A 26402-nucleotide genomic window follows, 5' to 3' on the forward strand; every position below is an offset into this window, starting at 1 on the left:
TAGGGCGGTGATATTTAAAGGTTTTCAGCTTCACCCTTATCATCATAAGCAGCGCGAAGGACCTCTACCGTGAGTAACCAAAAATTACCTTCTGTAGAGGTCCTTCGCGCTGCTCAGGATGACAGATAAGAAAGCAGATGAATACATGCACTTTTAAGAACGAACACCCTGTCCGGAAATGGACATATTTTGCTTAATGTGTTATTTATTATAATGAGATAAAACACTGATTAATAAACATTTATAAAATTGGTACACTGCTTGGCTATCCTACTGTACTCCGGGTAGGGCATGGCTCAAAACCGGACACTCTTCCAGCACCTTCCTCATCTTCTCTTCCGCCTTCCTACCTATGGAAAACATCCTCGCCCAATCGGCCGTGCGGCCCCAGGCTACCGGCGCACCCCTCGCGGCTGCCAGCCAGCCGGTTATTCAGCTGCGCGACATCGAGAAAGTATACCAGACCAAAACCATTGAAACGGTAGCCCTGAACCGGGTAAACCTGACCATCAACAAAGGTGAGTTCGTGTCCATCATGGGGCCTTCGGGCTGCGGGAAATCGACTCTGCTCAGCATTATGGGCCTGCTCGATGAGCCCACCAGCGGCGTGATTGAGTTGGATGGCCGTCCGGTGCAGTCGTACTCCGATAAGGAGCTGGCCGCGCTGCGCAACCACAAAATCGGGTTTGTGTTCCAGAGCTACCACCTCATCAACGACCTCTCAGTGCTTGATAACGTGGAACTGCCCCTGCTCTACCGCAAAGGCATAGGCGGCAAGGAGCGCCGGGAGCGGGCCTACGCCGCCCTCGATAAGGTAGGCCTGAGCGCCCGCACCAATCACTTTCCCAGTCAGCTTTCCGGCGGGCAGCGCCAGCGCGTGGCCATTGCCCGCGCCCTGGCCGGCCGCCCCGAAATCATCCTGGCCGACGAGCCCACCGGCAACCTCGACTCGGTGATGGGGGAGGAAATCATGGACCTGTTGCTGGGCCTGAATCAGCAGGACGGAACCACCATCGTGATGGTGACCCACGACGAGCAGCAGGCCCACAAAACCCAACGCCTCATCCGCTTCTTCGACGGTAGCCAGGTAAGCTAGGCCGGTTTTCCCTACCCCTTGCCAGTATGAAAATGCTAGCCCGCCCACTTTCCGATACGGATCTGGTTGCCGCCTGCCGCAGGGGTAGCGCCGCAGCCCAGCATGAGCTGTACCAACGCTTCGCCCCGAAGATGTTGGCTCTCTGCCTACGCTACCTGCGCCACGAGTTCGATGCCGAAGATGTGCTGGCTCGGGGCTTTGTGAAGGTGTTTCGCTGCCTGGGTCAGTTCGAGGGCAAGGGAAGCCTAGAAGGGTGGGTGCGCCGCATACTGGTGCACGAGACCCTGAGCTACCTGCGCCGCCGCGAAACTCTTACGCTTAGCTTGGAGGACTGCTACACCGGTCACCTGGCCACCGACTTGCCTGGCGCCGATGTGGAGCTGCAAGCGGCCGACCTGCTCCGGCTGGTGCAGGAACTGCCCGCCGGCTACCGGGCCGTGTTCAACCTCTGCGCCCTAGAGGGCTACACTCACCCCGAAGTTGCCGCGCTGCTCGGCATTTCGGAAGGCACCAGCAAGTCGCAGCTCAGCAAGGCACGCGCGGTGCTGCAGCGGCAGGTGGCCGCGCTTCATTCATTCTTTTCTACTTCCTACGCCCACGCTCATGTTGCTTAGCTACCTTAAAATTGCCTGGAAAGTCTTGCTGCGCCGCAAGTTCTTCACCTTTATCAGTCTGTTCGGCATCAGCTTCACGCTCATGGTGCTGCTGGTAGTGGCGGCTATGTTCGACCACTTAGTGGGCGCGCATGCTCCCGAAACCCGCCTCAACAAGATGCTGTTCGTCAACTTCATGCACGTCCGCTGGACGAGCGGGGGCAACCAGAACTCGCCGCCTAGCTACTACCTGCTTGATAAGTACGTGCGCCCCCTCAAAACGCCCGAGAAGGTGGCCGTGTACTCCAACTTTCACTCCACGCCCAGCTACGTCGGGAATAACCGCCTCGACCTGGATCTGAAGTACACCGACGAGGTATTTTGGCAGGTGCTGGATTTTACCTTTCATGAAGGCAAGCCTTTCGGAGAGAGCGAAGTAAAATCGGCGGCGCGGGTGGCCGTTATCAACCGCGCCACGGCCCGCAAGTACTTCGGGACTGACACGGGGGTAGTAGGCCGCTCTATTGAAGTCAACCAGACCAACTACCGCGTGCAAGGCGTGGTGGAGGATGTGCCGGCGATGCGCTTCAGCTCCTACGCCGATGTGTGGGTGCCCCTGACTACCAGCCCCAACGACCTGCAGCGCGTGCAGCTCAACGGCGATTATGCCGCTATCATTCAGGTGAAATCGGAAGCGGATATACCGTCCGTGCAGGCTGAGTTCGACCGAATGGTGAAGCGCGTGCCGCTGCCCGACCCGAAGAACATGAAGTATATGGAAATGCACGCCGAGCCGCTGCTGGCCTCTTTTTCGCGGCAGCTCATGAACCCCTTCACCGATTACACCTCCGATGGCTTAACGCTGCTGTTCTCTATTCTCTCGGGTATTGCCTTGCTGTTCATGATGCTACCCGCCCTGAACCTAGTGAACATCAATGTGAGCCGCATCATGGAGCGCTCCTCTGAAATTGGGGTTCGGAAGGCGTTTGGAGCAACCAGCCGCACCCTTATTGGGCAATTTCTGGTCGAAAATATTTTCCTCACGGCCATCGGCGGCTTGCTGGGTCTGCTCCTGGCATACGGGGCCTTGCAACTCATTGGCGGTTCCCAGATACTGGCTTACGCCCACTTCGAGCTGAACTGGCGGATTTTCGGCTGTGCCCTGCTCGTGACGCTGCTTTTCGGCGTGCTCTCGGGCGTGTATCCGGCCTTCAAAATGTCGCGGCTGCAGCCGGTTCAGGCCCTGAAGGGAGGTAGTAAGTAATTCATGCACAAGGTGTAAAAAGTAGAATCACATGATACGTCACCTGTTTACCCTGATCTGGAACCGTAAGCGGTCAAACTTCCTGCTGATGGCCGAAATCCTCCTCTCGTTTTTCGTGCTGTTCGTGGTGAGCGTACTGCTGGTGAACAACTACTACAACTACCGTCAGCCCATGGGCTTTACCTCGGACAATGTGTGGGAGTTCAGCATCAACCCCGGTCAGGATACCATTAATCGGAAGGAAACGCTCCAGCGGCTGGTGCAGGAGCTGAAAGCCACGCCCGGTGTGGCGGCCGTTACCTGGACCAGCGACAATACACCGTTCTCGTTCAGCAACATGAACACCGACGAGTATTTCTACAAAGACAAGCAGGCTCCCCTGACGGAGTATTATGATGCCGACGATGAAATGGTGCGTGTGTTAGGCCTAAATTTGGTGGCCGGCCGCTGGTTTGACCGCCGCGACGATGCCTCCTCCCGTCATCTGGTAGTTGTGAACCAGCGGTTTGCGAAGGCGATGTTCGGGAATGAGTCGCCGGTGGGTAAAGTCATGACCAATGAGAAGCACGACGAGGAATGGCAAGTGGTAGGTGTAGTAGATGCCTACCGCTCTGGCAGCGACTTCGCCGCTGACGAGCCAGTCTTATTCTCCCGGCGTGCGCTGCAGGATACAGCCCGGTTAGGTAACAACGAGCAACCAATTCTGCTGGTGCGCGTGCAGCCCGGCAGCGCCGCCGTGCTGGAGCAGCAGCTGGTTCGCAAAATCAAGGCCGTAACCAAGGGCTGGGACGCCAACGTGAACACCTTGGCCGAAAACCGCAAGGACAAGATGAAGTTCGTGATGACGCCCCTCATTGCCCTGGGTATGGTAGGGGTGTTCCTGATTCTGAATGTGGCGCTAGGCTTGTTCGGGGTGCTGTGGTTCAACATCAGCCAGCGCAAATCCGAAATTGGATTGCGGCGGGCCTTGGGGGCCACCGGCAACAACATCAGCGGGCAGTTTCTGGGCGAAATGCTGGTTGTGACTACGCTGGGCGTTATCGGCGGTTGGGCCTTGGCCGTGCAGTTTCCCTTGTTGGGCGTGTTTGGCCTGCCCGCGCCGGTGTATTTTATGGCCATGGTGCTGGCTACCGCCCTGATTTTCCTGCTCACGGCCATCTGCGCATTCCAGCCCAGCCGGCAGGCGGCCGGCATTCATCCGGCAGTTGCGCTCCGCGAAGAATAAGCCCGGCTAAGTCACGCTTGCGCACTACGATAAAGACCGGCCACCCATCTGCTACTCCCCCCGGGATTTTCTTTTATACCCCAAATTCCGTCCTTCGTGCTCTGAGCTATGATACTACTAGTTGACGACGATATAGCTGTCCGCACTTCCCTGGGGCTACTGCTGAAACAGGCCGGCTACCCCACCAAAAGTGTAGCAACGCCAGAGGAAGCGCTGCGTGTGGTGCAGGAAGCTGCCCCGCGCCTCGTGCTAATGGACATGAACTTCTCCCTCGAAACCAGCGGCCACGACGGCCTACAGCTGCTGGGCCAGGTGAAGCGCTTAGCACCGGCCCTGCCCGTGATTCTGATTACCGGCTGGGGTAGCATCGCCTTGGCGGTGGAAGGCATGAAGGCCGGCGCCGCCGAGTTCGTGACCAAACCCTGGAACAACGATTCCCTGCTGCAAACCATCCGCACTATTCTGGCCCTGCACGAGCCCGACGAGGAAACCGACCCTAGCATTCTCACGCGTCGCCAGCTCGATAAGCAGTACAACTTCCAGGGCATTGTAGGCCAGGATGCACGCTTGCTGCAGGTGTTGCGCAACGTAGGACAGGTAGCCGCCACCGATGCCTCTGTGCTGATTGAGGGCGAATCGGGGACGGGCAAGGAGCTGATTGCCGAGGCCGTGCACCAGAACAGCCAGCGCCGCCGCCAGCCCTTCGTGAAGGTGAACCTGGGCGGTATCTCAGCCTCTCTGTTTGAAAGCGAAATGTTCGGGCACCGTCGCGGGGCCTTTACCGATGCTAAAACCGACCGCGTGGGTCGCTTTGAGTTGGCCAACGGCGGCACCATCTTCCTGGATGAAATCGGGGAGCTGGACCTCAGCAGCCAGGTGAAGCTGCTGCGCGTGCTCCAAGACCGCACCTACGAAGTGCTCGGCGACAGTAAGCCCCGCCGCCTCGACATCCGGGTGATTTGCGCCACCAACCGCAACCTGGCCGAAATGGTGCAGCAGGGCCGCTTCCGGGAGGACTTGTTCTACCGCATTAACCTGATTACCGTGCGCCTGCCCGCCCTGCGCGAGCGGCCCCAGGATATTCCGCTGCTGGTGCAACACTTTGTAGATGGATTGCGCGCCACCTACAACCGCCCGTCCCTGAAAGTAGGCGTCAGGGCCCAGCACTGGCTGCAGGAGCAGCCGCTGCCCGGCAACATCCGGGAGCTGAAAAATTTAGTGGAGCGCGCCGTGCTCGTGAGTGGCAAAGACGAACTGGGCCCCGAGGATTTTCAGGCTCAGTTCCAGCGCCTACCCCCGCGCCCCGCCGAAACCGGCGAGCTACCAGAGCCTGGCACCATGACGTTGGATGAGCTGGAGGCTCAAATGATTCGGCGCACCCTGGAACACTACGGCGGCAACATCAGCCGCGTAGCCAAAGCGTTGGGCCTAAGCCGAGGGGCCCTCTACCGCCGGCTGGAAAAGTACGCTATACCCTTCGACGCAGAGTAGGGGGTATAGTGGCTTAGGCCAGCTACCCTCATTTGATAAGGGGCTAGGGGTGGTTGATAATCGTTATTTAAACAGGACGTCATGTCGAGCCAAGTCGAGACATCTCGCGTGCTGATGTTGCAATGCTACCTCAACGATTCAAGCGAGATGTCTCGACTCCGCTCGACATGACGTCCTTCTATAGTTGTTCTAGACCATTCAACCGCCTTATCTTCTGCTAAGGGTGCTAAGCTAGAACTACTATTTACATCTAGCTTAGCGCTCTATGATTATTCTACCTGCATGACCCTGCGCGTCAAATTCCTGCTTTTCGTTACCCTGATTCATGCTGTGCTGATTGTGCTGGCGGGGCAGGTAATGCGCACAAATGCGCCGTTGTTCGTGGGGCTGGAAGTGCTGCTGCTGATCAGTATTATCTTGACAGTACAGCTATACAGGGGCTTTGTGCGACCATTTCAGCTGATTGCGGCCGGCACCGAGGCCATTCGGATCAAGGATTTCTCGATGAAATTTGTGCCCGTGGGGCAGCGCGAGATGGATCAGCTCATTGATGTGTACAACCACATGATTGACGAGCTGCGCCGGAAGCGGGTAACCCAGCACGAGAAAAGTTATTTGCTCGAAAGCCTGATTCAAGCCTCGCCCGCTGGGGTGCTGCTCCTGTCTTTTGATGGACGAATTGAGGGCGTGAACCCCGCCGCCGAACGGATGCTGGGCCTCCCGGCTCAGCAACTACTGGGGCAGGAACCTGCCCAGTTGCCCGGCGACTGGGGGGTAGCCCTGGCCGGGCTTTCCAGCCAAGGGCCGCAGGTGGTGCAGCTCTCCGGCATCCAGACCTACCGCGCCCACTGCTCCCGCTTCGTGGATCGGGGCTTTACGCGCCAGTTTATATTGCTGGAAGAGCTGACGCAGGACCTGATCCGGCAGGAGAAGCGGGCCTATGAAAAGCTAATTCGGATGATGTCGCACGAAATCAACAACTCCATCGGTGCCATCAATTCTATCCTGCAGAGCTTCCACTACTACGCCCCCCAGCTCCGCCCCGACGACCAGCCCGACTTTACGGAGGCTTTGGATGTGTCTATCGGGCGCAATACTCACCTTGCCAACTTCATTGCCAACTTCGCTAACCTAGTGCGCCTGCCCGCGCCGCAATGCCAGCCCACCGATGTGCACGAGTTGCTTCGCACCACCCAGCGGCTCCTGCATGTGCAGGTGGAGCGCCGCCGCATTCAGTGGCACTGCGAGTTGGCACCGGGGGCTCTGGTAGTCAATCTGGACCCATTACAGCTGGAGCAGGCTCTGCTGAACATCTGTAAAAATGCGCTGGAAGCTATTGGCGAAAACGGCAACCTATGGGTACGCACCCAGCAGCAACCCGCGCAGCTTATCATCGAAAACGATGGTTCTAGCATTCCGCCTGAAGTGCAGCGCCGACTGTTCACGCCTTTCTTCAGCACCAAGCGTGACGGTCAAGGCATTGGCCTGACCCTTATTCGGGACATTCTGCTTCAGCACAACTTCTCGTTCAGCCTAGAAACGCAGGAAAATGGCCGCACGGCCTTCACTATCCGGTTTTAAGTGCCGATGAAGTTGACTTGTTGTGCTAGTCGGAATATCGGGTCGGTTTAAGAGCAGCCCATAAGTAAAACGGTCATTTCAAGCGAGGAGAAGAATCTGGGGTAAGCCGTTCAATAGCAACCCAAATTCCTCATTCCGCTTGAAATGACAGTTCTGGCAATACCTCCTAGCTTCTTATTTCCGCTTCACCGGTGCAGCGGGTTTGCGGGCGGGAGTTGGGGTAGGCGCGCCGGCTGGTGCCACCTGCCCGTTGCGGAAAGTTTTTTTCTCGCGCACGGTTTTGCCATCCGCCTCAAAGTAGCTCCACACGCCGGTTTCCTTGCCGTTGCGGAAAGCGCCGGATACTTCCGGGGTACCATCTTCGCGTAGCTGGCGGTAGGGGCCCATCTTCAGGCCCTTCACGTAGGTGGTTTCGGCTTTGAGCTTGCCAGAGGTGTAGTACTCCTGACCCAGCCCGGTAGCTTTGCCAGCCTCGTACGTCAGCTTGCTTTGCACGGTGCCAGTGGGGTAGTAAGTGAGCTGCTCGCCGGCTAGTTTGCCGTTCACGTACGTTTCCTGTTTCTGTACCTGTTTGCCACCGGGGTGGAAGCTGCGCCAGGTACCTGCCGGAATGCCGTTTTTGTACTGCTGCTCCTCTTTAGGTAGGCCATCCTCGTAGTAGCCAGTAATTTTCCGGTCGCGGCCCTGGTTGGCATACTCAATCTTCTGCTGCACCTTCCCCGACTCATAGTAATCCTGCTGGGTGCCTACCAGCACGCCTTGGCGGTACGTTTGGGTGCTTTTTACGGCCCCGCTTTCATAGTATGATTTCGCCGGACCATCGAGGTTGCTGGTGCCGCCGGCCAGGTTTTTGGCTTGCTTGGTAAGGTCATCGGCCAGCGGGTTTTTCACGGCCCGGCCTACTAAAGTGGCCGGCGCATAGGTGCCCTCAGTGCGCAGCTTGCCGGAGCGGTAGTAGCTACGGTAGCTGCCGCGCCCCGATTTGTCGGCCTGCACGTCGGTTTCTATCTGGCCGTTATTGTAGTAAGTTTTGTAGGGCCCCGCCAGCAGACCTTTGCTGAACACGCCCTCGCTCTGGAGCTGTCCGTTCTCGTAGAAAGTTTTCACGGGGCCATTGGCCTGCCCGTTCTGGTAGGTGATTTCCGCGCGGGGCTTACCCGAGGGATACAGCTCCCGGATGGTGCCAGCTGGCTGCCCATGGTCGAGGGAGGTTTCTAGCTTCACCTCGCCGTTGGGGTGGTAGTAGCGCAGCGTCCCATTAGGTTCATCTTCCTCATAAGAGCCTTCCTGGGCTACCTTGCCATTGTCGTAGAACGTCTTGAAGGGCCCTTGGCGCACGCCTTGTTGATACGTTACTTCCAGGCGACGGCCGCCGTTGGGGTGAAACTCGACGTAGGCCGAGTCGCGCTTGCCGTTGGTGTAGCGGGTTTGTGCTTCCAGCTTGCCAGAGTAGTAAAACCGCTTGTAAGGCCCCTGCATCACGGTGTCAGGGCCCACTACGGCCGAAAATATTTCGCGTTTGTGCGTGTTAGTAGAGTCGAAATAGGTGGTGAGGCGCCGCAGCTTCTGAGCCTGAGCGGCCATAGAAGTCAGGAGCAGCAGCGCAAGGATGAGTCGTTTCATAGGCGCAAGAACGCGGTAAATCAGAAAGTATTTTTGGTTTGGGGCAAGCAAAGGGGGTAGGCGTAACCACCAGGCTTCGATCAAAGCTCTGTTACTTGTTGCCTCAGCTACCCCAGCCCCCAAACAAAAGCCCTGCCGCAAAAGATGCAGCAGGGCCTTAGTAAACTCAGACGAGCGTTTTCGCTACCGAAATTCGTACAATCCGAAAAATCCGTGATTAGAGCTTCTCCACAACGAGGGAGCTTGCGCCACCACCACCGTTGCAGATGCCGGCTACCCCAATCTTACCGCCTTCATTGTGCAGCACGTTTACCAAGGTAGTAACAATGCGCGCACCCGAAGCGCCGAGCGGGTGACCCAACGACACAGCACCGCCGTAGGGGTTCACCTTGGTGCCTTCCAGCTCCAGTAGCTTGTTGTTAGCCAGCGAAACTACCGAGAAAGCCTCGTTGATTTCGTAGAAATCGACATCCTTGGCTTCCAGACCGGCGTGCTTCAGGGCTTTCGGAATGGCCAGGGCCGGGGAGGTAGTAAACCACTCGGGGGCCTGCTCCGCATCGGCAAAGCCTCGAATTAGGGCCAGGGGTTTTACGCCCAGCTCCTCGGCTTTCTCACGGCTCATCAGCAGCACGGCGGCCGCGCCATCATTGAGGGTAGAAGCGTTGGCGGCCGTTACGGTGCCTTCCTTGCCGAAAGCCGGCTTCAGGCTGGCAAACTTGGCGAAATCAGCCTTGGTGTACTCTTCGTCGTCGCTGATAACGGTTTCCTTGCCGCGCACGGTGATGGTCACAGGAACGATTTCGTCTTTTTTCTTGCCAGCTTGAGCGGCAGCGGCGCTACGCTCATAGCTCTGCTGGGCAAATGCGTCCTGCTCCTCGCGGGTGATGCCGTAGTGAGCTGCCGTACGGTCAGCGGCTACGCCCATGGCGAAATCGTGGTAGGGGTCCCAGAGACCGTCCTTCATCAGGCCGTCAATCATCTGGCCGTGGCCGTACTTGGCACCGAAACGAGCTTTATCAAGATAGTAAGGCACGTTCGACATGCTTTCCATCCCGCCTGCCAGCACCACCTCCGACTGTCCCAGCATAATAGCCTGGGCTCCGAACATGATGGCTTTGGTGCCTGAAGCACATACCTTATTCACGGTGGTGCACTCCACAGTATCGGGTAGGCCGGCTTTCTTAGCCGCTTGGCGGGCAGGCGCTTGGCCTAGGTTGGCCGAAATAACGTTGCCCATAATTACCTGGTCCACTTCTTTGCCATCAATGTCGGCTTTCTCCAGGGCACCTTTCAGCGCAATAGCGCCTAGTTCCGTGGCCGACAGTGAGGCGAGGCTACCCCCGAACGAGCCGATTGGCGTGCGCACGGCGGCAACAATAACAACTTCTTTGATTTGCATAAACAGGTTGGGTGGGGTTGGTTACTTGGTGGAGTAAAGGTAGAAATTCGGCCGATAGGGGAGAAGGGAGGTTCTTTTCCTACCTCTCTATTCGGTCCAAACATCATGGCCAAAAAACTACCAGCCAGGTTTGCCTTTCGGCTGCGGTTGGGTAGATTTTCGGGGTAGCTGCTGCAGGTATTGCTGTTCAGCGGCGTGCAGGGCCTCCAGAATCTGCCGAGCCTGCCCCTGGCTCAGATTCAACTGTTGCAAGCGGGCCCGCTGCGTCTGGATGTTGGCCTCAGCATTTGTAGCCGCCTCCGTGCCGCCACGGCTGCTGGAGCCCGCCGGAGCTTCGGGGCCAGTTTCGGCGTTGCTTAGGCCGCGTACCGAGCCGGGTTCCGTTCCCTGCGCCATGCTCCGCTGCTGCCCCGAGCCCGGCCGCAAACCGCCCGCCGCCGAGTTGCCCGTATTAGCTGACGGCTGATTTGCATCTGGCCGGCCCGCCATATCTGGCCGCGACTGGGGGGTAGCGCTTGGGTCCTGGGGTTGGCTAGGGTCAGCTACTTCCCCCGGCCCGTCAGTGCCGGACCGCGACTGAGAATTGTTGGATTTCGGAGTTGGCCCTCCATCCGTGCCGGGCGGCGGGGGAGGAGGTGGGGCGGCTGCCCGTCGGCCCAGAAAGTTGCGCAGCACCTCGTAGTTATAGCGGGCCATTGGGTTGCGGGCGTTAGCTACCAAGGCTTGGCGCAGCAACCCAATGGCCTGTACATAGTCGCCCTGTCCAGTGGCCAGCGCAGCTAGTTGCTGCAGGGCCACGCTCCGGATAGCAGGCTCTTTACTGGTAACCAAGCGGCTGTAGTACTGGCGGGCCTCAGCACCCTTGCCGGCGCGTGCCGTGGCATGAGCTAGGTTAAGCCACACGGCTTCATCCTGCGAGCCCAGGTCCACGGCGGCTCTTTTATAAGCTGCTGCCGCTACCCCGTATTCCCGCCGCGCATACGCCTCCTCACCTACCCGAATAGCCTCATTCCGGTCGTGAATGCGTGTGAGCCCACCCCAGGTGCTAAGCAAAAGAAGTGAACCAAGAAGCAGGTTTTTCATGGCCGGATCACCTTTACAGTAATAACTACATCCAGCAGCATCAGCACCAGCGCCAGCACTAGGGGGTAACGATACCGGTTGTCGGCCACCGATACGGTTCGCACTTGTTCGGCTTGGCCTTCCAACCGGTTCAGGGCGTTCAGCAGCAACGGAAACTCGTTACGCTGGTCCGTAAGTTCAAAATACTGGCCGCCGGTTTGCTCCGCCAAGCGGCGCAATGGAGCTGGAGCTAAACGGGTTACCACCTCGCGGCCCCGGTCGTCGCGCACGTAGCCCCGACCTCCCGACTGCGGAATGCGGCTGCCTTCGGTGGTTCCTACCCCAATGGGGAAGACCCGGGTGCTGGAGCGAGCCAGGACCCGTACGGTTGCTTCCAGTTTTTCACCGAAATCTTCGCCGTCAGTAACTAGTACAATGGCAGTGGCCCGGGCTTGGGGGGTAGGCGCACCTGCCCGCGCGCTGTCGAGGCGCTGTAGAACCAGCTCCAGCGGTGGTGCCAGGTCGGTGCTGCCCGCAGGTACCAAGGATGTTTGTAGGGTGCTGAGGAATAGTTGTAGCGCGGCTTGGTCGTACGTTAAAGGACATTGTACATAGGCTTCCCCTGCGAATACAATCAATCCCAGCCGATCTGCCTGAAAGCGGCTGGTCAGGGCACTTAATTCCTGTTTGACTTTCTGCAGGCGCGAAGGCGCAATATCCGGGGCGTTCATCGAGCGGGAGAGGTCCACTAGTAACCACACATCCTTGCCCTCGGTCCGGACGGGGCGCTGGGTTACGCCGTAAGCTGGCCCTAGCAAGGCAACTCCTAGCAGGGCCAGGTAAGCTGCCCTAAGCACCAGTTTCCAGCCCAAGCGCCAGCCCTTCTGGCCTAGCGGAGCCGCCAAACGTCGGGTACGCAGGACATAGCCCAGGTACAAAAGAAAAAAAAATATGGCCGCCAGCCCCTCAGGCCAGCCCAGCGGATATGCCCAATTCAGCACGACGGTAACTCTCTATTTTTCAAAATGCAAGGCATGATATGTGCAACAACGCAGCGCCGGGAATAAGACCAAATACGCCACTTGCAAGGGTAATTGCGGTAGCAAGATGGAAGATATTTTTTTTGAAAAGGGTTTGTTTCTCCATTCTGCTTGTATATTTGCACACCTTTCAGCCGGAAAGTATTGCCACCTGGAGAGGTGGGTGAGTGGCTTAAACCAGTAGTTTGCTAAACTGCCGTAGCTCTAAAGGCTACCGGGGGTTCGAATCCCCCCCTCTCCGCATTTAATAGTTATGAGTTAGAAATTGTGCGTGATGAGTTGAATCAGGCTCATGAAGCACATTTTTTAACTCATATTTTTTCGGGGTGTAGCGTAGCCCGGTATCGCGCCTGCTTTGGGAGCAGGAGGCCGCAGGTTCGAATCCTGCCACCCCGACCACACAATAGCCGTCAGCCCGCCTCTGGGGCGGGCGGCTTTTGTTTTTTGACCCCGTAGCTCAGCTGGATAGAGCAGCTGCCTTCTAAGCAGCCGGTCATTGGTTCGAATCCAATCGGGGCCACCTTGATATTAAGCCACTTAGCTTAGCTGCTGAGTGGCTTTTTTGTTTGCTGCGCCTACAATGGTTTTCGCTTGCCGTCTGAGAAACAGGTAGGGCAGGGTCTCATTGTCTGGTCAGCATAGCAGACCCGCGCGGCATTGTGAAAGCCATGGCGGAAAAGTAGCCTTGATTTTATCTGATTATCCAAGATGCCTCACAAGTGGTAAGATCCTGAAGGGTAATCATCTTTTGACCTAAGCAGGGGAGGACTTATAGGCAATCCGGTAGGGTAGAGTAATGCGTTTATGCCTTATACGCTGCAGCCTAAGCCTCAATACTCTCGCTTATGCCTAAAAATCCGCGCCACATAAAGCCGAATGAAATTTCTTCTGCTCAGCTGGGTTGGATACTCCTTGCGGCGGTAGCTCTGCTGCTTGCTTGCCTCGTGTTGATCTTTGGTATATAGCGGGTTAGGCTTACCTGTTCTCATAAGGTGCTAGCAGGCTTGCACTTGGGTTTTTATAGCGGGTGGGGGTTTAGTACTTGGAAGAGTTTGGCAAAGCTGTTTCGCGGACGTGTTACCTTACATAAGGGAAAGGGCGTACGAAATAAGGCCTAGCACTAGCCGCTGCAACATTGGCCGTCTGCTTTTTCTCACGCTGCTACCGAGCCATTTGCAGAGGAAATCCAGCGGCAGGCAGGGCTTATTCTGTTCAAACGATGCAGGAAAATGGAAGACCGTCAGATTCAGGAGTAGCCACTATTGCTTTCAGTGGTGGTCGAGCACAAATGAACAGTTTGTCTAGTAGGTCATTTTCAGCGCAAGCTCAACCGAGCTAAGTGTGCGGTAGCTTGATATAGAAGGGTGATTTGGTTGTAAAAAGGGTAGTAGGCACTTGGTTACTAATGCTGGGTAGAATGGGTGGTAAATCGGCCTTCTTGCTAGTAAAAACCGAATTTTTTCGGTATCTTTGCCTACTTACGCACTAAGCGCTGAACCAACCGCAACATGAGCGAAACCAAAGAGAAAAAAGCCCCCGCCGAGTACTCCGCGAACAGCATTCAGGTACTCGAAGGGCTGGAAGCCGTGCGCAAACGTCCCTCGATGTACATCGGCGACACCGGCATTAAAGGCCTGCACCACTTGGTGTGGGAAGTAGTCGATAACTCCATTGACGAAGCCTTGGCTGGCCACTGCGACACGATCCATGTGACCATCAATGAAAATAACTCCATAACCGTCCGCGACAATGGCCGCGGTATTCCCGTTGATTTCCACCAGAAGGAAGGCCGCTCGGCCCTGGAAGTGGTGATGACGGTGCTGCACGCCGGCGGCAAATTTGATAAGGACAGCTACAAGGTGTCCGGCGGTTTGCACGGGGTAGGCGTAAGCTGCGTGAACGCCTTGAGCAAAGACCTGAAGGTAACCGTACGCCGTAATGGCAAAGTGTACCAGCAGGAATATAAAATTGGTGCGCCCCAGTATCCGGTAAAGGAAATCGGCGAGACGGAGGAACACGGTACGCAGGTAGAATTCCTGCCCGACGATACCATCTTCACGGAATCGGTGTACAAGTATGCTACCATTGCTTCCCGTCTGCGGGAACTGGCTTACCTGAACCGCGGTATTCGCATTACCCTCACTGACCGCCGGGAGCCCGGCGAAAACGGTGCAGAGTTTCTGGGCGAAGAGTTTTACTCCACGGGTGGCCTGGCCGAGTTCGTGCAGTACCTTGATGGCTCGGAGCGCCACGCCCTGATGCCAGCTCCCATTCACGTAATCAGTGAGAAGGGTAGCACTCCGGTGGAAGTAGCACTGCAGTACAATGATTCTTACCAGGAGAATATTTTCTCCTACGTCAACAACATCAATACCCACGAGGGCGGCACCCACGTAGCTGGTTTCCGTTCAGCCCTGACTCGTACTTTGAAAGCCTATGCCGACAAATCGGGCAAGCTAGAGAAGGCCAAGGTGGAGATTTCCGGGGAAGACTTCCGGGAAGGTCTGACGGCCGTTATTTCGGTGAAGGTGGCCGAGCCCCAATTCGAGGGCCAGACCAAAACCAAGCTGGGTAACAACGAGGTAAGTGGCGCAGTAAATACTGTGGTAGGTGAGATTCTAAGCCAATACCTGGAAGAGAACCCCAAGGAAGCCGGCATCATCGTGGAGAAAGTAATTCTGGCCGCTAAAGCCCGGATTGCTGCTCGCAAAGCCCGCGAAATGGTGCAGCGCAAAACGGTACTGGGTTCCAACTCCCTGCCCGGCAAGCTGGCCGACTGCTCAGAATCGGACCCCGAAATCTGCGAGATTTACTTGGTAGAAGGTGACTCGGCCGGTGGCACTGCCAAGCAGGGCCGCAACCGGGCCTTCCAGGCCATTCTGCCACTACGAGGTAAAATCCTGAACGTAGAAAAGGCCCAAGAGCACCGCATTCTGGAAAACGAAGAAATCCGGAATATGATTACGGCTCTTGGCGTGACTTTCGGGGTAGCAGCTGACCTGGAAAAAGGGATAGAAGCCGATGCCAAAGCCCTGAACACGGCCAAGCTGCGCTACCACAAAGTCATCATCATGACTGATGCTGACATCGACGGCTCGCACATCCGGACGCTGATTCTGACCTTCTTCTTCCGCTACATGCGTGAGTTGGTGGATCGGGGTTACATCTATATTGCCCTACCCCCCCTCTACCTGGTAAAGCGGGGCAAAGAGGAGCGCTACTGCTGGACCGAAGAGGAGCGCGCCACCGCTCAGGAAGAACTCGGCCGCGGAAAGCCCGAAACGGTAAACGTGCAGCGCTACAAAGGTCTGGGCGAAATGAACGCTGAGCAGCTCTGGGAAACCACCATGCAGCCGGCTACTCGCTCCCTCAAGCAAGTAACGGTTGAATCGGCGGCCGAGGCTGACCACCTGTTCTCCATGCTGATGGGCGACGAGGTTGCTCCCCGCCGCGACTTTATCGAGAAAAACGCCAAATACGCGAAACTCGATGTGTAACTGAGTTTGGAAAGGCCCGCTGCAAAGCGGGCCTTTTTTATTGAGATGTAAAGAGCAGATGATGTGCCGCTGACTGTCTCCTGGAATAATAACTAGGCCCAAAACGGAGGTGCAGCGTTAATCTGACGAATCTCCTTCCTACCCCTTATTCTATGCGAAAACTTATTTCTTCCGGGGCGCCCTGGGAGCCTATCGTTGGGTATTCCCGCGCCGTGCGGGTTGGCAATGTGGTGGAAGTAGCCGGCACCACTGCTCAGGATGGCGACACCATCACGGGCGACGATGCGTACACCCAAGCGAAGCGCGTACTGGCGAAGATTGAGGAGGCGCTGCAAGCGGCAGATGCTTCGCTGAGCCACGTCGTACGGACCCGTATATTCCTGGTGAGCATAGACGATTGGGAGGCGGTAGGCAGGGCGCATGGGGAAGTTTTTGGGTCCATCCGGCCAGCTTCTACCTTGCTAGCGGTTAGTGCGCTTATCGACCCGCGGTTACTGGTGGAAATAGAAGCCACCGCTATTATTCCGCAGTAGCTATACTTCTACGGCCGTTTGCTCGTATTTTGTCCGGCCTTTCTTTTCCTAGCATGAAACTGTTCAAATCCGCCGACCTCATCCGCAAAAGCAAGTACATCAGCCGCGACCTGAGCTGGCTACGCTTTAATTACCGGGTGCTGGACCAGGCGCGCGATGCCAGCCGCTCCCTCTTTGACCGACTGCGCTTTATAGCCATTACCAGCAGCAACCTCGATGAGTTCTTCATGATTCGGGTGGGCTCGCTCTACAACTACATCGATTATGGTAAGGAGCGGGTTGACTACTCGGGTCTACGCGAGATGCCATTCCGGCGCAAGCTGCTGGATTTTGCGCACCGCTTCATCAACGATCAGTCGTTGACTTACCTCAACGAGCTGAAGCCCTTGTTCGAAAAGAACGGCTTCAATGTGCTCAAGATGGAGGAGCTTACCGAGCTGGAGCTGAAAAAGGCCGATGGTTACTTCAAGAATACCATCTTCCCGCTGCTCACGCCCATGGTCTACGATTCCTACCATGGCTTCCCGCTGATGATGAATCAGATGCTCATCTTCGGGGTAGTGACACGGGCTGGTAGCATCCTCGACGTGGAGCCTGATAAGGGACAGGAACGCCTGACCTTTGTGCAGATTCCGCAGAACCTTTCGCGCTTCTTTGAGCTCACGCGCAAGGACAAAGTGATGTTCGTGCCGATTGAGGAAATTGTGCGGGCCAACCTGCCCAAGCTGTTCCGCAACGTGGAAATAGTATCGGCTAACTTGTTCCGCATCACCCGCAACGGTGACTTTACCCTGGAGGAGTCCGATGATATTGACGTGGACTTTATCAAAGAAATTCAGCTGGGGCTGAAGACCCGGAAGAAGGGTAGGGTAGTGCGCCTGGAAGTAGAGCCGAACGCCTCGGCTTTGCTGATGCAAGTGCTGCGCGAGCGGTGGAACATCGATAACGGCAACGTGTTCGTCATCAATTCCCTCATTGACCTCAAAGGGTTGCTCCAGATTCTGAAGCACCCAAACTTCCGGGGCAGAGGGTTCAAGCAGCCGGCTGCCGTAACGCCCCTGAGCCTGCCCGAAGGTGCCGAAGACAACCTCTTCGACTACTTGAAGCACCACGATGTGCTGCTGCACCACCCCTACAACAACATTGAGCCGGTGGTGCGGCTACTAGAGCAAGCTGCCGAAGATCCACACGTACTGGGTATCAAGCAAACTATTTACCGCCTCGCTGACGATTCGCGCGTAACGGCAGCTCTGTTGAAAGCGGCCGAGAATGGTAAGCACGTGTCGGTACTGTTTGAGGTGAAGGCGCGCTTTGATGAGGAGCGCAACATCCGGGAGGGCGCCAAGCTGGAAAAAGCGGGCTGCTTTGTCATTTATGGGGTGAGCAAGTACAAGACGCACACCAAAATGATGATGATTATCCGGAAGGAAGGGGAGAAGGTGACGCGCTACGTGCACATTGGCTCCGGCAACTACAACGAGCAGACCTCCCGCATTTATACCGACGTAAGCCTGCTGACAACCAATGACGTGTACGGCCACGACGTGTCGGAATTCTTCAACGTAATTACCGGGCACTCCCAGCCTGATGACTACGAGTACCTCATCACGGCGCCCAAGGACATGCGTCAGCAGCTCATCTCCCTGATTCGGGAGGAGGTGCGCAACGCTAAAAAGGGTCTGCCCAGCGGTATTGTCATGAAGATGAACTCCTTGGAAGACAAGGAGATGATTGACGAATTCTACAAAGCAAGCAAAGCGGGTGTACCCATCCGGTTTATTGTGCGCGGCATTTGCTGCTTGCGGCCGGGTAGGGCAGGCCTCAGTGAGAACATTGAGGTTCGGAGCATTGTCGGCGACTACCTGGAGCACTCCCGCATGTTCTATTTCCATCAGGCGGGCCAACCCAAAGTATATGCTGGCTCTGCTGACTTGATGGTGCGCTCCTTCGACCGGCGGATTGAGGCCCTGTTCCTGATTGTGAACCCCCAACTCAAGCGCGAGGCCATCAACATTCTGTATTTCAACCTGAAGGACAACCAGAATACTTACGTGATGCGCGAGGATGGTGCTTACATCCAGCGGCTGCCCGAGGCTGAAGAGCCGGCTTTTAACGTGCACAAAGAATTCTATAATAAGAACTTCGGGCTGGTATCGGAAACACTGCTTTATGACGAGTGGCTGTCGTGTGCTACCATTCGGGCCAGTGCTACCTCTGATGCGGCCGAAAACCCGCCTTCAGTGCCGGTAGACGACGAGCCAAATGCTTCGGATGAAACGGCGGTAGCCGTGGACCTGGGCGCCGAGCCGGAGCCCGAACAAGAAGCCGCGTTGGAATAAACCAGGTAGCTATCAGCGTAACTTACCGAGATAAAACAACAAACCCTTACTTCCAAATCTGGAAGTAAGGGTTTATTGTTTTTTAGGGGGTAGGGAATCACTCAGAATGCGCGGCCCTGACACAAACGTGCAAGGCTACCTGCTCGCGACACACGAAGCATCTACTCAATTTCTGAGGAGCGGCTTTGCACAGCAGTTTTTGGGCGGCCCGGTTTCAGGTCGCCGGCTGCACGAAACTCGTCGAAGTGCTCCTCAAACAAGGTCTGGAGCATACCATCTTTCAGCCCAATGTCCGGTACAATCATCTGGCTGACGTTGGCCCATTCCATAGCCGAAAGGTAGATGTGACCAGCGGGTACAATCACGTCGGCGCGGTCAGGATTGAGCAGGGCCACGTTTACCCGCTCGTCCATGTTCATAGAGGTGAGGTGGTCGAGGATGGTAGCAATGCGACGGCGCGTGACAGGCTTATCTACCGACGGCTGGGCCATGCTGTAGAGCTTGTTGATGTTGCCGCCCGTACCAATGGCGCGGGTTACGTGGTAGCGCCGTGCGTTTTCGGTTACCCATTCCTCCATGCGCTGCCAGGTTTCGCGCATGGCCTCGGTACTCAGACCGGCTTCTTCCTGCTGCATGCGCCGGATAGAGCCTACCTCAAACGACTGTGAGGCGACTTTACGCCGGTCGTGGTAGATGTTGAACTCGGTACTACCTCCACCCACGTCGATATGGATGTAGTGTTTTTTGTCTTCGAGCAGGTTTTCGATGACCCGGTTGATGTAGGCAGCTTCGGCCTGTCCATCAATTACCTGCACCGTCATGCCTAGCTCCTGTTGAATGCGCGCGGCTACGTCCTGGCCGTTTTGAGCCGTGCGCATGGCCGACGTGGCGCATATCAGGTAGTGATTGGGCGCTACATCGTGCACTTCCATCAGCAGGCGCAGGGCGTGCAGAAACTTGATAAACTTCTCTTGCTTCTTCTCTGAAATGCGGCCGGTGGCAAACACATCTTCGCCGAGGCGGAGGGGGTAGCGCACGTACTCCACGCGCTTGAGTCGGTACCGGTCGCCGTAGTGTAGCACAGCCGAAATCTGGCACCGTACAGCGTTGGACCCGATGTCAATGGCAGCCAGTTTCAGGAGCGGATATTCCATGCAGAAGGGGTAAGACGGGAGAATATGAGGCAAATATAGCCGTTCAGGGCAGGTAGGGCTGTTATTTACGTGGCTCAGCAAAAGAAAGCACCCTGCTTCCGAAGAAACAGGGCGCTTTATTCGGCCTGCAAGCGCTTAGTTATCAATACGGAACCCTAACCCGAATTGAATCAGGCCATTTTCTGGCGACTTTTGGTAGGAAACCGATAAGGCCAGCTGATCAGAAACGGGCGCGAGGTAGAAGCCCGCGCCGTAGCCGTCGTGCCAGCCATCGGGCGAGGCGCCTTTGAAGTACACGCGGCCTTTGTCATAGAAGCCGAAAACACCGTAGGAGAACGGTAGAAAGGACGTTTGAACGCGGCCCAGGGCTAGGCGCAACTCGGTGTTCAGGTACAGGCTGGCGTCGCCGGTGAAGCGGTTGCGGTAGTAGCCGCGCAGGTTTTCACGTAGGCCCAGGCTGGTGAACTTATAGAACGGAATATCGTCGTCGTTGCCGTAGTTCTTGCCGCCACCGCCTTTCAAGACCAGCGTTACCGGAATGCCGAGGCGGGCCGTGCCGTAATATTCGGCAAAGCCCTGGGTCAGGCCGAAGTTGCCCTTGTTGCCGTTGAGCTGGTGGTAGGTATCGTGCTGCACGCGCAGGCGCACCCCACGGCGGGCAAACTGCTGCCGGTCGCGCAGGTCCACATCCAGCAGGGCATTTACGCCAATGAGTCGCTGAAACTCGGTATTCGGAATCCGGTCGTCGGGTACGGGAATCTGCTGGCGCTCTAACTGGCCCAGAAAGCTGCTGGAAGCGTAGCTGGAGGTGTACTGCTCATAGGTTGGCCCCAGGCGGAAGAGGCTGCGCTGCCAGAACACCCGCTCTGTGAAGGCATTCAGCGTGAAGCCTTTGTAGCGCGCTTTGTAGTACTTATCGTCGTAAAGGTCTTGGTCCTTACGGGTATCGTTGCCGAGGCCGAAGAAGTTATAGAAAGGGAAAAAGTTGCCGTATTCGGTGCGGGCGCCAATGTCCCACTTCCCGAAGGCATGGCGGTGGCGCGTAGCCAGGGAAACCTGGAAATTGCCCCCACTAGAGCCCCTGATATCAAAGGAATATAGGTTTTTGAACCCCGGCTTGCGGAAGCCCTGCCGCACAAAATCGACGCCGGCGCCTACCCCCAGCCCGTCGTTGGCATTCACAATGACGGTAGCGCGGGGCTTGTAAGTGTCGTACTCAAACTCCTCTCGGTCGTAGCGGTTCACGTCGGGGCGGGAAGAGGTGCGGTTGTCACTCTCGGAGCCCAGCTTCAGGTCGGTATCGGCCACATCGTACACCTTAGTCAGAGTGCGCAGGCCGCCTGCCCGCGAGTCGTCTGTAATCTGGTCTTTGCCGTCGCCCCCGATGATGCGTACCAGCACGCTCTTTTTCGCAGTGCCTGTAACAGTAAACACGTCCTTGCCATCGAGGCCGTAGAGGCTGATTTCGTCGGTTTCGCGGGGCGAGAAGGTGCGGTCGAATAGTGCGTCGCCGTTGGGCTCGTTGCCTTCTTTGGTCTTGTCGAACATCTGCACGCGCACTTTGCCATCGGCCAGCCGGTTCACCCGAAACACTTCAGCCTTGTTGGAGCCTACTACGTCCACCCGCTTGGCCAAGAGCAGGTAGTATTCGTCGAGGGCTTGGGGTAGGGACTGGATACGCGCTTTAAGTTTGCGGTTCAGCTCGTCGGTTGAAAGCGCCTTGAGCTCGGGTGGCAGCGTGCCGGTAGCTTCATCAATGGCGGCCGGGGTGATGCGCTCCTGCATGTAGCGGGCAATTTCCTGCCACTGCTCCCGGCTCAGGCTTTGCAGCAGAAACCGGTCGAGGTGACGGGCAGGCCAGTTCAGGCTTTTCATATCGTGGAATTCCACCTGGAAATCCTCGATGCTGGGCACGGCCCACTCCCGGTTCGCTAGGTAGGTCAGCACCCCATTCCACTTGGTAAACGACTGGTCCCGGTCGCGCGGAATGGGCTTGTACACGGTTTTCTTTCCGTCTTTGTAGCCCGCCCATTTCCAGTTGTCCTCGTGCTTGCCAAAGTCGGCCACCAGCATATCGAAGGCGCGGGCCCGACCCAGGTTCACGGCGTCGATGCGGTTATCGTTGTCCTTATAGAGCTGGCGGAAAAAGCTGAAGGAACGTCGTACATCGTCGGCGCCGCCAAAGCCGGGCAGGTTGGGTTTGGGGTCTACGGGGCGGTCTTCTAACGTGCCGAACAGCCCGGCGTATTCCTGGCGGTAGGGGCCTAGCAGCTGATTATCTGGCAACACAAACAAGCGCGGCCGGGCATGCAGGATGTCAGTTTTGTCGAGCAGGGAGCCGGTGACCAGCGCCGAGTAGGGGTGAGCCGTGGGGGTAATGTCGCGCAGCACGTCGGCGGCAAAGGAGCGGCGCAGTTCCGGGGGCAGAATCCGCGTTACGTCCTTATCTACGGAGCGAAACACGAATTCTGAAGAATCAGCGGCAATCAGCTTCAGCGAAGTGGTCTGGCGCCCGCCGCCGCGACCGAAGGGGCGCAAACCGCCTTTTTCAGTGGCGAGGTTGAGAGTCTGCACCTGTACCGGTTGCGTCCAGGAAGTGCGGTATAAATCACCGAGCCAGAAGCGCGACGAGCCTTTCCCGGCGTATTGCTTGCCCGCCGCCAGGGTTTGGGTCGCCTGGAATGGGGCATCGGGCTTGGTTTCTGCTACCCCCTTCGGAGCCGTAGGGCACTCCGGAATAAAGCTGTTCACGGGCACCTGCGGCAGCCGCGGCTCCTGGCAAGCCGACTGAAACAGGGTCGCCGCATAGGCTTCCTTCACGTTATTGCTACCCCCCTCGAAGGTGTAAAAGGTGGTTTTGACGGTGCCATCGGGGTAGTACTCCAGCTTCGAGAATCCCTCGGCCGACTCATTGAATTGAGAGCGGGCATTGGCGCCTACGTGCTGTTTTTCCGTGAACGAACCCGAAACCAGGTGGTAGCTGCCTTCGGCTTGGGTGAGCTGCAGGCTGAAGTCGTGGGCGGCGGCGTACACGGCGCCGGGGTGGTCTTTCAGGGTGTTCAGCATTTCCTTCTGGAACTGCTGATAGGCAGGGTTGGCCAGGTCGCGGGGCGAGCCGACGTTCTGGCGGTAGGCGGCATAGACTGTGCCAGCCACGGGGGGTAGGAGGTGGCGGCTCAGGGGCATACGCCCGCCGTAAACCCCATTGCTGATAACGGGCTGGTGCCCTACTAGCAGCACATTGCGGCCCTTGGTGTCGTCCAGCACGTCTTGCAGCTGCTCCCGGAACTCCTCCTGGGTCATGGTTTTGCAGTCGGTGTCCGGGGCTTCAGGCCGGTCGAAGGGGTGGGTCCACCAGGGCGAGTTGATAGCCACGAGGCGCACCAGCGGGGCTACGTCCACAATTTCGGGGCCGGGGCAGCCGCCGGTGGGCACGAAGGCATTCTGGCCGGGTAGTTTTTCCTCGATGTATTTCTCAAGGCGGCGTACGCGCTTCAACCCATCGGAACCCGAGTTAGCCCAGTCCTTGTCGCCGGGCACGAAGTAGAGCTTGCCGTTGGGCAGACCCTGCACCAAGGCAATAAGCGCATCAGCACGGGCAGTTTGGCTGGTCTGGCTGGAATCCTTCTGGCTGCCCAGGCCCTCATTGCCCACAATATCGCCGAGGTGGACAACCGTAAAGGAGCCTGATTGCTGCTCCAGCGCCTGGCGCAGGGCCTGCAAACGGCTGGCCGGGAGTTGGGCTGAGGCCGTATTGCCCAGCAGGAAAACCGTATGAGCTGGCGGCGCAGTTTGGGCAAAGGTTGGGAAAGTGGCCGCCAGACCTAAACTAGTCAGCAGCGCGCAGGTGTAACGTAAGGGCATAGATGAGGGAATTGTAGAGTCCGCTTCTACGCAGGAAATCATTAATCTGATTTAATCCAGCTTTAATTTCAATTCCCGGACCTCATAGAGGTTTGGCAGACCAGCCTGACGCGGATCTGTGAGTGCAAGGGCATGGCCAAGCAACACAATGCCATAGGGCAGTGGCGCGCACGTACTGCGCCTCACTACAGAGTACGTGCGTGGCTTAGGCGCTACAAAGTTCTCCACCCAATTGCTAACACGGCAATGGGCAGCAAGCTGAAAAGCAACAATAGGCGTAGTATCTTGCCAATACCCGGCAAAATAATAGGCTATTTTAACCTAATGCCAATTATATTTTTAAATTTCTAGCTAAACTTCTGCATGTATGATCCTTGGATTTCTTTTGGTTTTTGTTGTAGCAATATCGGTAATTATATATCTCATACATGTCACGACGGGGAAGTTAGATGTGCTGCCACGATGGCTGGTTAGGATTTGGATACTTAGCTTTTTGATTACAGTTTTTTATACTTCAATAGTTAGCTACCATAATCGCTTATTTCCGTTTATTTTAATAAAAGGAAATGGAATTGAAGTGATGACTTGGGTGATACAAGCCTTGGTAGGTGATATAAAGAAAGAAACAGTGGGCAATATTTTGCGTGAGAATATTGCTGATTTTTGTTTGTTGCTAATATTGCCAGTAATTCCATCGTTGATAATATGGTTTATGATTTTGTTAATAAGAAAGTACTTTGTAAAATAAAAAGACTAACACTGTATTATTTTATCTGCTTCTATACGCAATTCTTTGTTTGCTAAAATTAGCATAGATTTGAAAAGAGTGTTTGTAAAATTGTCTTCCTCAAAATTCTGACTTGTGGCGTCTTTTTTTGCCGCGAAATAGAATTTTATGGAATCTAGGCGCAGGCTGCTGTAAGTCCGGAAACTTGACTGGTATATCGGTGCGTACATGCCCCGCTTCCGCCGAGAAGTCTGCTGCCAGAACTATGCATGTTGTCGCAACTTCGCTGCCACTTGCGAGACACCCACCGATGCCGGCTCGGTAATGAAGTGCAGGTTGGGCCGGGAAGTGACGGGCGGTCGGCTGGGGTCGATGATGTACACGGGGGTAGTGCGTGATACATAGTCAATGAGGCCCGCTGCCGGATACACCTGCAGAGAAGTGCCAACTACCAGAAATACATCGGCGGTGGCGGCTTCTTCGGCGGCGCGTTCCATCAGGGGTACAGCCTCTCCAAACCACACAATGTTGGGGCGCAGCTGGTGGCCTTTCTCGCACAGGTCGCCCAGCTCAATCAGGTCATCATCCATTGGATAAATCAATTGATCAAAGTAGGAACTGCGCGATTCAAACAGCTTGCCGTGCAAGTGAATAACGTTCGAGGAGCCGGCCCGCTCGTGCAGGTCGTCCACGTTCTGGGTGATGATGACTACCTCAAACTGGTCCTCTAACGCGGCCAATGTGAGGTGCCCGGCATTGGGCTGAGCGGCCCGGGCCGCAGCCCGGCGCTGGTTGTAGAAGTCCAGCACCAGCGCCGGGTTTTTCGCCCAACCTTCGGGGGTAGCCACTTCCTCAATCCGGTGTCCTTCCCAAAGTCCATCGGAGCCACGGAAGGTGGCCAGGCCACTTTCTGCGGAAATGCCGGCCCCGGTCAGGGCTACAAGTTTCTTTTTCATAAGTCGAGAGGCAGTGCTTAGAAGCTAGACGGGGCTTTAGGCCCACAGGTTGAGTAGGAAATGCGGGCAGAAGTTATTCAAACCGCCCTAATTCATTGCGGCTGAACGTCCACTCCGGCGTATAAACATATTGCTTATCGGCCTCCAGGTTAAACCACGCCCCGGCTTTTGGCTGCGGCCCGGCTTTTAATACATGCACTTGCTGCGCCGGCATGTAGCTCTGAGCCAGCAGCACCATTCGCCGGCCTGTGGCCGGCTGGGTTGCTACATCCAGCACGAGCACTGCATGCCCCGGCGAACCACCCCGAATGAGCACGTCGCCGGGCTGCACTTGGGCCAGGGGCATCGGCCGCAGCTCTTTGCTCAAGGAAAGCGTACCGGCGTAAGTGAAAATCTGGTCGAGGTAGCGGCGGAAGGTGGCGTGGTCGGGTTTTTCAACGGGTTTGGGGTTAGGCACCACCTCGTTGCCTTCTACCCGAAATCCGCGGCCCTGGTACCAGTCCTGAAACCGGATATCGTGGCCGCTGGTGAGGTGAAAGTGCACTTGATCGGGGTTCTGACTGAACTCATATTCTGCCCGCAGCCGAATGACAGCATCGGCGCACTGCTGCAGGTCGCGGGTTCCTACATCTAAATCTAGCACGGCGGCATGCACATCCTGGCGGTCCTTGAGCTTGCCGTTGTGCAGGTGTACCGCGGTGCCGGCCGGCAGCAGCGGAACCTCCCGCAGCCAGGCCCCAAACGAGCCGGGCGCTACTGCCACGCGCTGGTAGCCCACCGGAACCGGAAACCGGGCGGCCAGGGTCTGGCCCGAGCGGTAACGTCCGGCCGGCAGCCAGGGGTAGTGGTTCCCTAGAAGGGGTAGGGAAGGCAGAAGAGTAATTGGTACATAGGACGTGACGGCGCTTAATGCGGCACCCAACAGGATAATCTTACCAAGCATACAAAAGCAGATATT

General features: G+C 56.6%; 18 protein-coding genes and 3 tRNA genes. 13 read left to right on the forward strand and 8 right to left on the reverse strand.

The features are described 5' to 3' along the window. Positions 1 to 352 precede the first annotated feature (352 nt). The 6 genes from DNI29_RS07765 to DNI29_RS07790 all read left to right on the forward strand — a co-directional run bounded on the left by DNI29_RS07765 (position 353) and on the right by DNI29_RS07790 (position 7250). Entirely contained in the window at positions 353 to 1096 is a 744-nt protein-coding gene (locus DNI29_RS07765) for an ABC transporter ATP-binding protein (RefSeq protein ID WP_110977528.1), read from the forward strand. A gap of 26 nt (positions 1097 to 1122) precedes the next feature. Next, positions 1123 to 1710, forward strand: a complete 588-nt coding sequence (locus DNI29_RS07770) for an RNA polymerase sigma factor (RefSeq protein WP_202910393.1) — start codon at positions 1123 to 1125, stop codon at positions 1708 to 1710. After that, a complete protein-coding gene (locus DNI29_RS07775) occupies positions 1700 to 2953 on the forward strand; it encodes an ABC transporter permease (RefSeq protein WP_110977529.1) in 1254 nt (417 codons plus the stop codon). Before DNI29_RS07770 ends, DNI29_RS07775 begins: the two co-directional genes overlap by 11 nt. An 88-nt stretch (positions 2954 to 3041) precedes the next feature. Further along, entirely contained in the window at positions 3042 to 4178 is a 1137-nt protein-coding gene (locus DNI29_RS07780) for an ABC transporter permease (RefSeq protein ID WP_162303548.1), read from the forward strand. Positions 4179 to 4286: 108 nt separating this feature from the next. Beyond that, complete coding sequence (locus DNI29_RS07785; protein ID WP_110977531.1) at positions 4287 to 5669, forward strand: sigma-54-dependent transcriptional regulator; 1383 nt, start codon at positions 4287 to 4289, stop codon at positions 5667 to 5669. A 282-nt stretch (positions 5670 to 5951) separates the two neighbouring features. After that, positions 5952 to 7250: a sensor histidine kinase gene (locus tag DNI29_RS07790; protein WP_110977532.1), complete on the forward strand. Its 1299-nt coding sequence runs from the start codon at positions 5952 to 5954 to the stop codon at positions 7248 to 7250. Between the two features lie 174 nt (positions 7251 to 7424). On the opposite strand, the gene DNI29_RS07795 is transcribed toward DNI29_RS07790, so the two are convergent. From DNI29_RS07795 to DNI29_RS07810, 4 genes are all read right to left on the reverse strand, one after another. Beyond that, on the reverse strand, positions 7425 to 8873 hold the full coding sequence (locus tag DNI29_RS07795; RefSeq protein WP_110977533.1) for a toxin-antitoxin system YwqK family antitoxin: 1449 nt from the start codon (positions 8871 to 8873) through the stop codon (positions 7425 to 7427). Between the two features lie 217 nt (positions 8874 to 9090). After that, positions 9091 to 10272: an acetyl-CoA C-acyltransferase gene (locus DNI29_RS07800; RefSeq protein WP_317048746.1), complete on the reverse strand. Its 1182-nt coding sequence runs from the start codon at positions 10270 to 10272 to the stop codon at positions 9091 to 9093. Between the two features lie 117 nt (positions 10273 to 10389). Beyond that, a complete protein-coding gene (locus tag DNI29_RS07805) occupies positions 10390 to 11355 on the reverse strand; it encodes a hypothetical protein (protein ID WP_110977534.1) in 966 nt (321 codons plus the stop codon). After that, positions 11352 to 12239 carry a VWA domain-containing protein gene (locus tag DNI29_RS07810; RefSeq protein WP_123823115.1) on the reverse strand — a complete coding sequence of 296 codons (888 nt, stop codon included), beginning with the start codon at positions 12237 to 12239 and terminating at the stop codon, positions 11352 to 11354. The genes DNI29_RS07805 and DNI29_RS07810 overlap by 4 nt, the downstream gene beginning before the upstream one ends. 288 nt (positions 12240 to 12527) lie before the next feature. Here DNI29_RS07810 and DNI29_RS07815 point away from each other — a divergent pair. The 6 genes from DNI29_RS07815 to ppk1 all read left to right on the forward strand — a co-directional run bounded on the left by DNI29_RS07815 (position 12528) and on the right by ppk1 (position 18743). After that, positions 12528 to 12615: transfer RNA gene (locus DNI29_RS07815), tRNA-Ser, on the forward strand. An 81-nt stretch (positions 12616 to 12696) separates the two neighbouring features. Continuing rightward, positions 12697 to 12773, forward strand: a tRNA-Pro gene (locus DNI29_RS07820). Positions 12774 to 12820: 47 nt separating this feature from the next. Beyond that, positions 12821 to 12894, forward strand: a tRNA-Arg gene (locus tag DNI29_RS07825). Between the two features lie 988 nt (positions 12895 to 13882). After that, the gene (gene gyrB, locus DNI29_RS07830) at positions 13883 to 15871 is read left to right on the forward strand and encodes a DNA topoisomerase (ATP-hydrolyzing) subunit B (RefSeq protein WP_110977536.1); all 1989 of its coding nucleotides are present in this window, start codon (positions 13883 to 13885) and stop codon (positions 15869 to 15871) included. 152 nt (positions 15872 to 16023) lie between these two features. Beyond that, a complete protein-coding gene (locus DNI29_RS07835; RefSeq protein ID WP_110977537.1) occupies positions 16024 to 16404 on the forward strand; it encodes a RidA family protein in 381 nt (126 codons plus the stop codon). A gap of 53 nt (positions 16405 to 16457) precedes the next feature. Then, positions 16458 to 18743 (forward strand): polyphosphate kinase 1, encoded by a 2286-nt coding sequence (gene ppk1, locus DNI29_RS07840; protein WP_110977538.1) that lies wholly within the window; start codon positions 16458 to 16460, stop codon positions 18741 to 18743. A 161-nt stretch (positions 18744 to 18904) separates the two neighbouring features. Here the strand turns inward: ppk1 and DNI29_RS07845 are convergent, their stop codons facing one another. Then, positions 18905 to 19897 (reverse strand): Ppx/GppA phosphatase family protein, encoded by a 993-nt coding sequence (locus DNI29_RS07845; RefSeq protein WP_202910395.1) that lies wholly within the window; start codon positions 19895 to 19897, stop codon positions 18905 to 18907. 135 nt (positions 19898 to 20032) lie between these two features. After that, a complete protein-coding gene (locus tag DNI29_RS07850) occupies positions 20033 to 23761 on the reverse strand; it encodes a hypothetical protein (RefSeq protein ID WP_110977539.1) in 3729 nt (1242 codons plus the stop codon). 367 nt (positions 23762 to 24128) lie between these two features. Between DNI29_RS07850 and DNI29_RS07855 the strand changes: the two genes are divergently transcribed. Next, a complete protein-coding gene (locus tag DNI29_RS07855; RefSeq protein ID WP_110977540.1) occupies positions 24129 to 24509 on the forward strand; it encodes a hypothetical protein in 381 nt (126 codons plus the stop codon). A gap of 242 nt (positions 24510 to 24751) precedes the next feature. Here DNI29_RS07855 and DNI29_RS07865 read toward each other — a convergent pair whose 3' ends face one another. Both DNI29_RS07865 and DNI29_RS07870 read right to left on the reverse strand, forming a co-directional pair. Further along, a complete protein-coding gene (locus DNI29_RS07865; RefSeq protein ID WP_110977542.1) occupies positions 24752 to 25444 on the reverse strand; it encodes an SIR2 family NAD-dependent protein deacylase in 693 nt (230 codons plus the stop codon). Positions 25445 to 25517: 73 nt separating this feature from the next. Next, positions 25518 to 26387, reverse strand: a complete 870-nt coding sequence (locus DNI29_RS07870) for a DUF4846 domain-containing protein (RefSeq protein WP_110977543.1) — start codon at positions 26385 to 26387, stop codon at positions 25518 to 25520. Positions 26388 to 26402 lie beyond the last annotated feature (15 nt).

Source organism: Hymenobacter sediminis, assembly GCF_003231285.1.
In the GTDB taxonomy this organism is placed as follows: domain Bacteria; phylum Bacteroidota; class Bacteroidia; order Cytophagales; family Hymenobacteraceae; genus Hymenobacter; species Hymenobacter sediminis.